We start from the raw sequence: 12,953 nt of genomic DNA, 5'->3' as shown, positions 1-12,953 counted from the left end.
ATCGGCCACTGCTCAGGGTTTGCCGTCCGGTGGAGCCGGGTCGGTATGGGTGAGCATCTGGCGCAGCAGCGGCAGCGTCACCGCCCGCTTTTGCTCCATCGAAAACCGGTCGAGCCGGTCGAGCAGGGCCATCAGGCTCGACATATCGCGCTCGAAATGCGTGAGCAGATAGGCCGGGACATCGGTCGCCAGTTGCAACCCACGCTCGCGTGCAGCGTTTTGCAGGGCCTGCTTCTTGCCGTCATCGTCCAATCCCACAATGTGAAATACGAGACCCCAACCGAGGCGGGTGCGCAGGTCTTCGCGCAGCGGCATGTCGACGGGCGGCTGTGAGCCGGCGGCCACGAACGCGCAGTGCGGACGGGCGCGGGTCTCGTTGAACAGATTGAAGGCGGCGATTTGTTGGGTGGGCGAGAGATTGTCGCTGTCGTCCACGCAGTAGACCGTGCTGGCGTCGTCGAACGTGAAAGCGGCCAGCGGGCTGTTGGGACGCAAATAACGCGCGCTCGGCCCCATGGCGTGGCACAGGGCCTCCATCAGATGGGTGCGGCCGGACCCGACAGCTCCCCAGAGGTAGATGCCGCGGTCGCGCGCCGTGCCCGACGAGAGTTCGGCGGGGAGGTCGGCAAGCGTCTGCGCCGCCTCGCGGTTGGGCCCGACAATAAAATTGTCGAACGTCGCGGGCGGCGGGGTGCCGAGGTCGAGATACAGTTGCTGAATCACGAACGAAGAAAGCCGGCTAAAGGCCGGCAGAGTACGGTTTACAGGGCACGCCGGGCATTCCTGGCGTCCGATATCCGCTTTGCGTTCCGAAAGGACACGCGCATCGGGTAAAATCGCATTTTACCGAACCTTGATGCATTCCCGTCATGTCACACCCTAACGAAACTTCCGGCCTTTCCTATCGCGACGCTGGCGTCGACATCGAAGCGGGCGACGCATTGGTCGAAGCGATCAAGCCGTTTGCCAAGAAAACCCTGCGCGACGGCGTGCTGGGCGGCATTGGCGGCTTTGGCGCACTGTTCGAAGTGCCCAAGCGCTACAAGGAGCCGGTGCTCGTTTCGGGGACCGACGGCGTGGGCACCAAGCTTAAGCTGGCCTTCACGCTGAACAAACACGACACGGTCGGCCAGGATCTGGTCGCCATGAGCGTGAACGACATTCTGGTGCAGGGCGCCGAGCCGCTGTTCTTCCTCGACTACTTCGCCTGCGGCAAGCTGGACGTGGCCACGGCCGCGACGGTCGTCAAGGGCATCGCTCAGGGTTGCGAGCTGTCCGGTTGCGCGCTGATCGGTGGCGAGACGGCGGAAATGCCGAGCATGTACCCGGACGGCGAGTACGATCTGGCCGGTTTCGCGGTCGGTGCAGTCGAGAAGAGCAAGATCATCGACGGCAAGTCGATCGTCCCGGGCGACGTGGTGCTGGGTCTGGCCTCGTCGGGTGCGCATTCGAACGGTTACTCGCTGGTCCGCAAGATCATCGAAGTCGCCAAGCCGGATCTGGACGCCGACTTCCACGGCCAGCCGCTGCGTGACGTGCTGATGGCCCCGACGCGTATTTACGTCAAGCCGCTGCTCGCGCTGATGGAAACGCTGACGGTCAAGGGCATGGCCCACATCACGGGTGGCGGCATTGTGGAGAACATCCCGCGTGTGTTGCAGGATCATCTGACGGCCGACATCAAGCAGGACGCCTGGACGCTCCCGCCGCTGTTCCAGTGGCTGCAGGAGCACGGCAAGGTGGCCGACGCCGAAATGCACCGCGTGTTCAACTGCGGTATCGGCATGGCCGTGATCGTGTCGGCTGCCGACGCGGACGCTGCGCTCAAGCACCTCGAAGCGTCGGGCGAGACGGTCTACCGTCTGGGCACGATCCGCGAGCGCAAGGAAGGCGAAGCGCAAACGATCGTGTCGTAAGACACGCGTCGTCAGGAATGCAAAAAGCCCGCCGGAGCACCGGCGGGCTTTTGTTTTTTGGACGGCCATAGCCGGGCGCCGCGAAGCATCACAGCTTCATCCGCGCTTGCACCGCCGCCATCACATCGTCCAGTGTCGTTTCCATCACCCGCACGAGGTCATCGAGCTGGGTGCTTGGCGCCGCAGCGCGCGGCGTAATGCGCAGGGTATGAAAGGGCATCGACGGCTCGAAGCGTCGCAATACGAGATCCGAATCGAGGAAGTCGTAAGCCGACACCGGGTGCAGCAATCCGATCCCGACGTTCTCCTTGACCATCGTGCCGATGTTGATCGAATAGCGCGCCGTTGCGACGACCTGCTCGTGCAACTGGCCGTCGGCGAACAACTGATCCATGCCCCAGCGAATCATGTCCGTCGGCTCGTACGAGAGAATCGGCTGTCCCTTGAGGTCGGCCAGACGAATCACCTTCTTTCGCGCGAGCGCATGACCCGCCGGTAACGCACAGATCGCGTCGAGTTTGGCAAAGGAGACGGCGTCGGTTGCCGCCACGTCGATGGTGTCGGTCACCAACCCCAGCGCTAACTGATGCGTGACGACCTGATCGCGAATCAGGTCCGACGCGCCCGTCGTCAACGCCAGTTGCACGCTCGGATACAACGCACGATAACCCGCCATCACGCGCGCGGAGAATCCCAGCCCGAACGATACGACCGACCCGACACGAATCACGGCCCGGTCGGGGTTGCGCAGATTCAGCGCAAATTCGCGGATATTGTCGAGCCCCGCATAACGGCGCTCGACTTCCTCGAACAGGGCGAACGCTTCTGCCGTCGGCTCAAGACGGCCCCGCGCACGGTCGAACAGTGTGAGCCGTGTCGAGCGTTCGAGATCGGCGACGAGACGGCTCACCGCAGACTGCGACGTGCCGAGCACCTGTGCCGCTTTGGTGGTCGTGCGCGTGAGCATCAGCGCCCGAAAGGCGTCGATGTGCCGGAAATCCATCGATTCTCCACGGAAGGTTGGCGTGTGGGCAGACGTGTCAGACCGCAGACTCGGGCGTGAGCGACGACGCGCGAACCCTTGAGGCGCGTCGCCTCCCCATCCGGTGCAGCCGCTGCCTTACAGCGCGAAAGCGTGGATTTTACCGCCCTTCATCACCATCGGAATTCGCTCCCCCTGCCCGAGCAGGCAGTCGAGCGACGCGAGCGGATTACCGTCGACGATCAGCACATCGGCATGCGCGCCGGGCACGATCTCACCCAGTTGCCCCGACTGTCCGAGCACTTCCGCACCGACGACCGTCGCACTGCGCAGAATCTCCGCGGGCGACAGCACTTCCGCACGCAGACGGAATTCGTCGCTTTGCAGGCGCTGTGACTCGCCGAGCAGGTCCGAGCCGTAACCCATCTTCACACCGGCTTCGCGGAAGATCTCCAGCGAGCGAAGACCGGCCGCGTGCACGTCGGCAATCTTCGCGACGCTGTCGTCGGGCAGGCCAAGCGATTTGCCTTCGTTGGCGAGCGCGTCATAAGTCACCAGCGTAGGCACGGCGTACGCGCCTTGCTCCGCCATGAAGCGTGCGGTCGGGGCGTCGACAAGGTTGCCGTGCTCGACGGTGCGCACACCGCAACGCACGGCGCGTTCGATGGCGGCCGCCGTGTATGCATGCGCGAGCACGTAGGTGCCACGCCCGCGCGCCTCGGCGACGATGGCGCGAATTTCGTCTTCCGAATAACCCCATGCGCCGACGGGATCGGTCGGCGACGCCACGCCGCCCGACGCCATGATCTTGATCTGGTCCGCGCCCATTTGCAGCTCTTCGCGCACGGCGCGGCGCACTTCGTCCACGCCGTCGGCCACACGTGAGAGTGCGCCGACGCGCACGCAGCACGGGCACGGGCCGTCGGTGCCGATGTAGTCGGTGCGCGGGCGTCCGTCACCGTGTCCGCCGGTCTGGCTGATCGCGCGGCCCGACACGAACAGACGCGGGCCTTCGGCCAGTCCACTCTCGACCGCATGCTTGATGGCGTGACCTGCGCCGCCTGCGTCGCGCACCGTGGTGAAGCCGCGTCTGAGCATGCCTTGCAGAATCGGCACCGATTTAAGCGTGACAAGCACGTTCGGCAGATGGGCCTGCGCCGAAAGATTGAGTTGCGTGGCGTGCACGTGCACGTGCAGATCGATGAGACCCGGCATGACGGTACGACCGTGCGCGTCGATCTCGCGCGCCGACGTCGCGCGAATCGGTTTGTCCGAGACTTCCTTGATGCGTCCGTTTTCAATCAGCACAGCGTGGTCTTCGCAAAGCTCGCCCTTGACTGGGTCCAGCAGCGCGCAGTTCGACAGCAGAATCGACTCCATGACTTCTCCTCCAGGATGTTTTTCTGAGCGGACGCCTGTACGTCGGCATCTGCCTTGCGTTCTCAATCGATGGTCGCGTGCGCGAGCGTTCGCGGGGTCCGGGTGAGCATGATCGGGGTGTCGCCGGTGACGACCGAGTCGTCCAGACGGAACCCGCCCAGCCCGTAGACATAGATGCCCGGCTCGGCCGAATACACTTCGTTCGCGAGCAGCGGGCGATGGTTGAACGCCATGTCGTCCGGATACTCGTGACCGATGATGCCCATGCCATGACCGGTGCGATGGCGGATGTACTCCCCGCAACCGGCTTTCTCGATGACGGCCTGCGCAGCGGCGTCGATGCCGGACACGGGCTTGCCGGTGATAGCGGCCCCGACGGCGGCTTCGTTCGCCGCGCGCGCGACTTCGTAGAAGCGCGCCTGTTCGCTCGACGGCTTGCCGCAGAACCACGTGCGTTCGTTCTCGATGACGAGACCGTTCAGACGCGGGATCACGATATTCACCATGCCGTCGCCTTCGCTGATACGCGCGCCGCACGACGCGCCGTCGCCATGCGGCGAGGCAGACGCAGGGCCGGAAAGCGTCCAGCAGCGCATCACTTCGAGATTCTCGCCAGGGAAGCGCTTTGCGCCCTCGGTGACCATCAACGCAGCCATCGAGTAGTCGAGTTCCTGCACCAGGCGCCCGGGGCGGATGTTCTCGCGATACCGGTCCTGCACCCAGTCAGCCAACTCGGCAGCCGCGCGCATGATGGCGATCTCTTCGTCGTGCTTCACCCAGCGCAGGCCACGCATGTCCGCGAGCATCGGCACGAACTTAGCGTCTGGCAGCATGGCGCCCGCTCGCGCGAGCGGGCCGCCTGCGGCATCGACTCCGATACGCGATGCTGCCAGTCCGGCGGCGCGCAGCGTATCTGCGATGAGCGCGGGCACTTCTGCGAGCAGCGGCTGACGTTGCGTGACGCGCGGATGCTCAGCGTAGAGCGTGACGCGCTCCAGGTCGAGCCACAGGTGATGACGCTCACGCGCCATCATCAGATGATGCGTGGACAGTTCGTTCATTACGGCGAACGGTTCGCCATTACGCGGCACGCAAACGGCGATGGGGCGCTCCCACGTCTGCACGTCGACGTGAAAGTTGGTCGCCCACTGGAAGAAGTCGGCGGCGGTGAACACGAGCGCATCGACACGCGTGCGGTCCATCAGATCGTTCATTAGCCCGCGACGGTACTGACGTGTGGCATCGGAGAGAGTCGGCATCGGGAAACCTTTGTCTGCAAACGAGAGGCGAAGTGTCAGAGACATGCGCGCCACGCAAGCCGGCGCGCATGAGCGAAGTCAGGTCATCATCGTCTTTGCGTAACGGCGGTGAATGACCCAGTGAGAGGCGATGGCGAGTGCGAACGTCACGACCATCGACACGATGGAGAGCACCGCGCCGAACGGCCAGTTGTTCGCCTTGGCGATCTGGTCGTAGATCGAGGGCGTCATCATCGTGATGCCGGTGCCGCCGAGCAGCACGGGGGTGGCATACGCGTTCATGCAAAGAATGAAGACGAGCATCGTGCCCGCGGCGATACCCGGTGCAGCCATTGGGAGGATCACGCGGGTAAGTGTCTGCCGGAAGGTGGCGCCGAGATTGCGCGCGGCTTCCTCGACGGAGAAGTCCATGCCTTCGAGCACACTCTGCAACGTCAGAATCATGTAGGGCAGCACGACTGCCGTGGTGCCGATAACGACTGCGAATGGCGTGTACAGCAGACGAATCGGCTGCGGCACGATACCCAGCGACACGAGCAGCGAGTTGACGAAACCGGCGTTGCCGAGCATCACCATCCAACCGGCGGCGCGCACCACGTTGCCCACGAGCAACGGGAATACCAGCAGCATGACGAGCAGGCTCTTGAAACGGCTTTGCGTGCGCGCGAGCACATACGCGACGGGGAAGCCGAAGACGAGTGCGAGCACCGTGCACAGCGACGCAACTTTGATCGTCGTCCACAGCACCGACAGGTAGTACGGATCGGTAAAGAACTTGATGTAGTTCGCCCCCGTGAGGGCCGCCTGCATCATGTCGACGGGGTCGAACCGGTTGAAGCTGTAGCGCACCAGTTGCAAGCCCGGCAGCACGATCACCAGCAGCACGACGAGCGTGGCCGGTGCCGCGAGCGAGCCGCCGGTGAACGCGCCGCGCACCGCGCGTGCGGTGGCGGCCCGGGAGGCTTGGGTGGACGGGCGGGGCGACGGCATGGCGGCGTCCGGTGTGTCGGCGACGTTCACAGCCCCACCTTGAATTCCTTGTTCCAGAAGTCGAGCAGCGCGGGCTTATCGGCGGTGAAGCGCGCATAGTCGAGCTTCACCATGCGGTCGAGTTCCCCACTCGTGAAGCCCACGCTTTGTTGCAGCGACGGCGGCAGGTTCGCGTTCTTCACGGTCGGCGCGTAGCCCATCGTCTCGGCAAAACCGATCTGCGCACGCGGGTCGAGCATCGCGTTCAGATAGTTGAAGCCGCACGGCTTGGATTGGGAGTTCTTCGGCACAGCGGCTTCGAATGTCACCGGCACCGCGCCTTCCTTCGGCACCACGTAGTCGATGGGCACGCCCGCTTTCTTCCATTGAAGCGCGCGCGCCTTCCACATGCACGTGAACCAGATGTCGCCGCTCTTGAGCGCCGAGGCCACCGCTTCATTCGACGGATAGACCTTGGGCTGCTGCGTCTTGCGCAACTCGCGCAGGAACTGCACGCCACCGGCCATATCGCCGTCTTTATGACCGGCCGCGAGCGAACTGCTCACCACGTTGAAGTTGTAAAGAATGTCGGAGAAGCCGACCTTGCCCTTGAGCTTGGGGTCGAGTGCGGCGGTGAACGAATCGGGCTTCGTGCCGAGCTTTTCCGGGTTGTAGACGATCACCATCGCGCTGAAGATGTGCGGGATCGAGTACGGACGGCGCAGCGCTTCGAGCGTGTTGGCGAGATTCGGCACGAGCTTTGCGTCGACGGTCTCGAGGATCCCCGAGCGATTGATGTCGTACATGTCGAGATCGGCGAGACACGCAACGTCGAGCGAGCCGCGACGCGATGCCTTCTCGGCGCGCAGCTTCGTCATGCGTCCGACCTGATCGGCGGAGTCGTACGTCACTTTGCCGCCAGCGGCCTCGATGATCGGCTTGCCGATGTTCTGCTCGAGCAGATTCAGATAGTCGCCGCCCCAGGTGCCGACAACCACGTTCGGACACGCCTCGGCGGCGTGTGCCGAGAGGGCATCGAGTCCGAGCGCGGGGGCAATCACCAGACCGGAAGCGGTCTTCAGGAACGTGCGGCGGTTCAGGGCGTGCGTCATGTCGTCATCCTTCTAAACGTCGGCCATCGAGGGCCTTGGCGTGGGTCAGAGCGTGCGTGAAATATGCGTGGGGTGAGGGCTTGGATTGCGAATTCAGGCGTTGAAAAACAGGCAGTCGGTGCTCGCGAAGCACGCCTTGAGTGCGCTGCCAGGCGCGTAAAGACGCGCGTCGTCACGCGCCGTGTTCGGCACATGCGCCACGAGCATTTCGCCTTGCGGGCTCTTGAGCCGAAGCTCCAGCGTCGAGCCGAGATAGATCGTCTGATCGACGGTGACGGGCAGGGCGGTTTCGTGTTGCGCCGGTGCGTCGGTCAGGCGTAGACGCTCGGGGCGAATGCCGAGCGTCTTCGCGTCGGGGGTCGCGCCCGCCAGCGCAAGACGCTCACCTTTGGCGGTGACGAACTGACCTGCGTCCATTTGTCCGGCGAGGAAATTCATCTTGCCGAGGAAGTTGGCGACGAAGGGATTCGCCGGGCGTTCGTAGAGCGCGTCGGCGGTGCCGATCTGCTGCACGCAGCCGTCATGCATCACGGCCAGACGGTCGGCAATCGCGAGGGCTTCTTCCTGATCGTGTGTGACGAAGATCGTCGTGAGGCCAAGACGGCGTTGCAGCGCGCGGATTTCTTCGCGCACTTCGGTGCGCAGCTTCGCGTCGAGGTTCGAGAGCGGTTCGTCGAGCAGGAAGACGTCGGGGCGAATGGCGAGCGCGCGGGCGATGGCCACGCGTTGCTGCTGACCGCCGGAGAGCTGGCGCGGATAGCGGTCGGCGAGCGACGTGAGACGCACCATGTCGAGCGCTTCGCGAATGCGTGTGGCGCGATCAGCGGCGGACACACGTCGCATCTCCAGCCCGAACGCTACGTTTTCGGCGACCGTCATGTGCGGGAACAGGGCGTAGCGCTGAAACACCATGCCGGTGTTGCGACGGTGCGGCGGCAGACGCGACACCTCTTTGCCGCCGATCCAGATTTCGCCGGCCGTCGGCTCGACGAAGCCTGCAACCATGCGCAGCGTGGTGGTCTTGCCGCAGCCGCTGGGGCCGAGGAAGGCCACGAGTTCGCCTTCGGCGATGTCGAGTGAGAAGTCGGCGACGGCAGCGGCGTTGCCATACTGCTTGCGCAGCGAGCGAAGCGAAACGTTGGCCATGTCAGATCACCTGGCTGAGTTTGACGAAGCGATCGGTGATCAGCATGACGATGCCGAGCAGCACGATCTGCGCCGCAGACACGGCGGCGATCGTCGGATCGAGGTTGAATTCGAGGTACTGCATGATCGCGATGGGCAGCGTGGTCTTGCCCGGCCCCACGAGCGGCAGCGTGAGTTCGAGGTTCTCGAACGACACGATGAAGCTGAACAGCGCGGCCGCGACGATGGCAGGGCGCAACATCGGCAGCGTCACGCGCCAGAGCGTACGCCAGGGGCCCGCGCCGAGGTTGCGGGCGGCTTCTTCGATGGTGCCGTCGATCTGCGCGAGGCTTGCACCCACGAGGCGCATCGTCCACGGAATCGTCAGGCAGATGTGGGCGATCACGAGACCGCCGAACGTGCCGACGATGTCCACGTCGAACGCGTTCTCTGCGCGCAGATAGAACAGATAGGTGGCAATGCCTGCGACGATGCCCGGCACCACGAGTGGCAGCAGCAGAACGTTGCCGAGCGTGCGGCGCCCGGGGAAACGGTAGCGGGCGAGCGCGAGCGATGCGGCCACGCCGAGAATGACGCCGCCGATGGCCGCGCACGCAGCGAGTTGCAGGGAAAGCAGGAAACCGTTGGCGAACGCAGCGTTGCGCCACGCGTTGACGTACCACGACACGGTGTAACCGCTCGGCGGGAACGTGATGATGGCGTCTTTGAAGAAGCTCAGCCAGACGACGAAGATCAGCGGACTCAGCATGAACAGGTAGATCAACGCGATCCCTGCACGCACCGCCCATTTCGACCACTTTGCGAAGGGCACACGCCTCGGGCTGCCTGTCGGCAGCCTCAGCACATCGCCCGTCACACCACTCGGCTCCATCGAAGTCTGCGTCATTGGCACCCTTCCCGGTATCGTGGATTCGATGCAAATTTGCATTGCTCGAAACGTTGATATGCAAATTAGCATATCAAAATCGACATGCAAACCGGAAAGCTGTCAGGGTTTCAACGGATGCTGCGGGGCGATTCGACGGGCGGGGGAGATGGGGTTCGGACGGCGCAACGCGGGGGCTGAGCGGGAGGTAGAAACGCTTCGCGGCGATGGCCAGCGAAGCGTCAGGTATGCGGCGTTCAGTCGCCCCAGAGCGCGCGCACAGTCTCGAGGGCGCGTTGCGGCGCGTCGGCAGCAGTGCAGTCGACGATGTGACGCTCAGGCATCGAGCGCAGCCACGTGAGCTGACGCTTGCACAACTGGCGCGTGGCGAAGACGCCCTTGTCACGCATGGTGTCGTAGTCGGTCTCGCCGTCGAGGTATTCCCATACCTGACGGTAGCCGACGCAGCGCATCGATGGCAGCCCAGGATCGAGGTCGCCGCGCGCACGCAGGCGCTTGACTTCTTCGACGAAGCCTGCGGCGAGCATCAACCGGAAACGCTCCGCGATGCGCGCGTGTAACACCGAGCGGTCGCCCGGCTCCAGCGCCACCGGCACGAATGAATGCGGCGAGGGTGTGTCGGGTGCCTGCGCCTGTTCGGCCAGCCACTGCGACATTGGTTTGCCGGACAACTCGAAGATTTCCAGTGCGCGCTGAACGCGCTGCGCGTCGTTCGGCGCGAGGCGTGCGGCCGTCACCGGATCGACGCTCGCGAGCCGCGCATGCATGGCTGGCCATCCGTCGCGGGCTGCGTCCTCATCGAGTTTTGCACGCACGTCGGCATCGGCAGACGGCAATGGCGAGAGGCCTTGCGTGAGCGCTTTGTAGTACAGCATCGTGCCGCCAACGAGCAACGGACGACGTCCGCGTGCGGTGATCTCGTCGACCAGACGCAGCGTGTCTTCGCAGAACTGCGCCGCCGAGTAGGTGTCGCGCGGATCGATGATGTCGATCAGGTGATGCGGCACGGCTGCGAGTTCGTCGGCGCTCGGCTTGGCCGTGCCGATATCCATCTCGCGATAGACGAGTGCGGAGTCGACGCTGATGATCTCCAGCGGGGTGTCCTGCGCGAGTGCCAGCGCGGCAGCGGTCTTGCCGGAAGCCGTCGGGCCCAGCAAGCAGACGATCGGGGTGTTTGCCTTCATGAACCGCTCAACGTCCGCGCATGAACAATTTGTCGAGGTCGCCGAGCGTGAGCTGGTACCAGGTGGGACGTCCGTGGTTGCACTGGTCGGCACGCTCGGTCGCTTCCATCTGACGAAGCAACGCGTTCATTTCCTCGTGCGTGAGACGCCGGTTCGCACGCACCGCCGTGTGGCAGGCGAGCGTGCCGAGCAACTCGTGCTGACGCTCGGTGAGCACGCGCGAGCCGCCGTACTGACGCAGATCGGCCAGCACCGCGCGGGCCAGCGCCTGTGCGTCGGCACCGTCGAGTAGTGCAGGGATGGCGCGCACGGCGAGCGTCGTCGGGGACATGGCGGCGAGGTCGAAGCCGAGGGCCGTCAGCGTCTCCTGATGCTCTTCCGTCGTGCCGATTTCCACCGGGTCGGCGAAGAACGTCACCGGGATGAGTAGCGGCTGAACGGGGACGCTGCGCTCGACCAGCGCCTGCTTGAAGCGCTCGTACAGAATGCGCTCGTGCGCGGCGTGCATGTCGACCAGCACGAGACCGTAGGCGTTTTGCGCGAGGATATAGATGCCGTGCAACTGGCCGAGCGCGAATCCCAGCGGCTGTTCGAGCTGCATGGCGGCTGCGGCGTCGGCGGCGGTGTTGGCGTTGGAGGCCGACAACGCATCGGCAAGACCGCCGGTGAGCGCTGCGCCGTCCGTAGTACCCAAACCCCCTGAACTACCGTAAGCCGGTGACGGTGCATCCGTCACCCCCGGCTGTCCGTAGGGACGTGCCGCTGGCGGCGCCGTGCGTCCGAAAAGATTGTCGTAGACGGACATCGGCTGCGGCACCGGCAACGAACCTTGCTGCGCGCGCGCGTTCCAGCTGCTGCCGCCCGGCGTGCCAAAGCCGCCCGTCGGACGTGCGCCGAATCCACCGCCAGGGCCACCGCTGAGCCCGCCCAACCCACCTGCCGCACCCGGACCGGCAGCCAGACCGCCGCCTTCCGTCAGATGCGCCGAGTGCGTTGCGCCACCGCTGCCCGCCGCGCGTGCGAGCGCACGTTGCACCGCGTGGAACACGAACTGGTGAACGCTGCGCGCATCGCGAAAACGGACTTCGATCTTCGAGGGGTGAACGTTGACGTCCACCAACTGCGGCGGCAGTTCGAAGTACAGCACGTACGCCGGGTAGCGGTCGCCGTGCAGCACGTCTTCATAGGCAGCGCGCACGGCGTGCGTGAGCAGTTTGTCGCGCACGAAGCGACCGTTCACGAAGAAGAATTGCTGGTCGGCGCGGCCACGGCTCGCGGTGGGCAGGCCGACGAAGCCCGACAGACGCAGTTCTGCCGCGCCTTCGTCCAGTGCGAGGTGGGCGTCGGCAAAGTCGTTGCCCAGCACGCGCGAGACCCGTGTGGCGGCATCCGACGCGTTCCAATGCTCCACGGCCCGGTTGTTGTGCAGGATCGAGAAACCGACGTCCGGGCGCGCGAGGGCGCTACGGCGAATGACGTCCATGCAATGACCGAACTCGGTTTGCTCGGTCTTCAGGAATTTGCGGCGCGCGGGGGTGTTGAAGTACAGGTCACGCACGTCGACCGTCGTGCCCACCGGACCGGCCGCCGGGGTGAGTGCCCCGGTGTTACCGTCGATAGCAGTCGCGTGCGGCGCGTCGATCTGACGGCTGGAGAGCGTGAGCTGCGCGACCGAGGCAATGGATGCGAGCGCTTCTCCCCGGAATCCGAGCGTCAGTACCGACTCTAGCTCGTCCAGCGTGCGAATCTTGCTCGTCGCGTGGCGGGTCAGCGCCAGCGGGAGTTGTTCGGCGGACATGCCGCCGCCATCGTCGGTAATGGCGATACGGCGCACGCCGCCTTCTTCGAGCTTGACCTGGAGCGCACGGGCACCGGCGTCGAGGGCGTTTTCCAGCAGTTCCTTAACCACGGACGCCGGACGCTCGACCACCTCGCCCGCGGCGATCTGGCTGATGAGCTGGTCGGGCAGCACGCGGATGGCGCGTGCGGGCGCGAGGCCCGCTGGCATTGGGCCGGGACGGCGTTCGGGCGCGTTGGCGGCCGCATCGGCGGCCGGGTCTTGCGCTTCAGGGGCGGGGGTCGGGGTGGCAGACATGGGAACCATTATAAAGGCTGCCCT

General features: G+C 64.9%; 11 protein-coding genes. 1 reads left to right on the top strand and 10 read right to left on the bottom strand.

The window, feature by feature from the left end:
- Window positions 1-12: 12 nt before the first annotated feature.
- Window positions 13-723, bottom strand: a complete 711-nt coding sequence (gene hda, locus NA29_RS20280) for a DnaA regulatory inactivator Hda (RefSeq protein WP_039400990.1) — start codon at window positions 721-723, stop codon at window positions 13-15.
- A gap of 146 nt (window positions 724-869) precedes the next feature.
- Here hda and purM point away from each other — a divergent pair, with 146 nt between their 5' ends.
- Window positions 870-1,916: a phosphoribosylformylglycinamidine cyclo-ligase gene (purM, locus tag NA29_RS20275; protein WP_039400987.1), complete on the top strand. Its 1,047-nt coding sequence runs from the start codon at window positions 870-872 to the stop codon at window positions 1,914-1,916.
- 88 nt (window positions 1,917-2,004) lie between these two features.
- Here the strand turns inward: purM and NA29_RS20270 are convergent, their stop codons facing one another.
- From NA29_RS20270 to mutL, 9 genes are all read right to left on the bottom strand, one after another.
- Window positions 2,005-2,919 (bottom strand): LysR substrate-binding domain-containing protein, encoded by a 915-nt coding sequence (locus NA29_RS20270; RefSeq protein ID WP_039400982.1) that lies wholly within the window; start codon window positions 2,917-2,919, stop codon window positions 2,005-2,007.
- Between the two features lie 117 nt (window positions 2,920-3,036).
- Complete coding sequence (locus NA29_RS20265; RefSeq protein WP_039400979.1) at window positions 3,037-4,278, bottom strand: metal-dependent hydrolase family protein; 1,242 nt, start codon at window positions 4,276-4,278, stop codon at window positions 3,037-3,039.
- Between the two features lie 62 nt (window positions 4,279-4,340).
- Window positions 4,341-5,537, bottom strand: a complete 1,197-nt coding sequence (locus tag NA29_RS20260) for a M24 family metallopeptidase (protein ID WP_039404098.1) — start codon at window positions 5,535-5,537, stop codon at window positions 4,341-4,343.
- Between the two features lie 78 nt (window positions 5,538-5,615).
- Entirely contained in the window at window positions 5,616-6,557 is a 942-nt protein-coding gene (locus NA29_RS20255) for an ABC transporter permease (protein WP_224786967.1), read from the bottom strand.
- Window positions 6,554-7,618, bottom strand: a complete 1,065-nt coding sequence (locus tag NA29_RS20250; protein WP_039400976.1) for an extracellular solute-binding protein — start codon at window positions 7,616-7,618, stop codon at window positions 6,554-6,556. The genes NA29_RS20255 and NA29_RS20250 overlap by 4 nt, the downstream gene beginning before the upstream one ends.
- A gap of 93 nt (window positions 7,619-7,711) precedes the next feature.
- On the bottom strand, window positions 7,712-8,764 hold the full coding sequence (locus tag NA29_RS20245) for an ABC transporter ATP-binding protein (protein ID WP_039400973.1): 1,053 nt from the start codon (window positions 8,762-8,764) through the stop codon (window positions 7,712-7,714).
- Window position 8,765: 1 nt separating this feature from the next.
- Window positions 8,766-9,650, bottom strand: a complete 885-nt coding sequence (locus NA29_RS20240; RefSeq protein ID WP_039400970.1) for an ABC transporter permease — start codon at window positions 9,648-9,650, stop codon at window positions 8,766-8,768.
- Between the two features lie 236 nt (window positions 9,651-9,886).
- Window positions 9,887-10,834: a tRNA (adenosine(37)-N6)-dimethylallyltransferase MiaA gene (gene miaA / locus NA29_RS20235; RefSeq protein WP_039400968.1), complete on the bottom strand. Its 948-nt coding sequence runs from the start codon at window positions 10,832-10,834 to the stop codon at window positions 9,887-9,889.
- Window positions 10,835-10,841: 7 nt separating this feature from the next.
- Window positions 10,842-12,929, bottom strand: coding sequence for a DNA mismatch repair endonuclease MutL (gene mutL / locus NA29_RS20230; protein WP_072633341.1), 2,088 nt, complete (start codon window positions 12,927-12,929; stop codon window positions 10,842-10,844).
- Window positions 12,930-12,953 lie beyond the last annotated feature (24 nt).

Source organism: Pandoraea sputorum (assembly GCF_000814845.2).
GTDB lineage: Bacteria > Pseudomonadota > Gammaproteobacteria > Burkholderiales > Burkholderiaceae > Pandoraea > Pandoraea sputorum.
The sequence above is the reverse complement of the archived record's forward strand: the minus strand, read 5'-3'. Positions and strand labels throughout refer to the sequence as shown.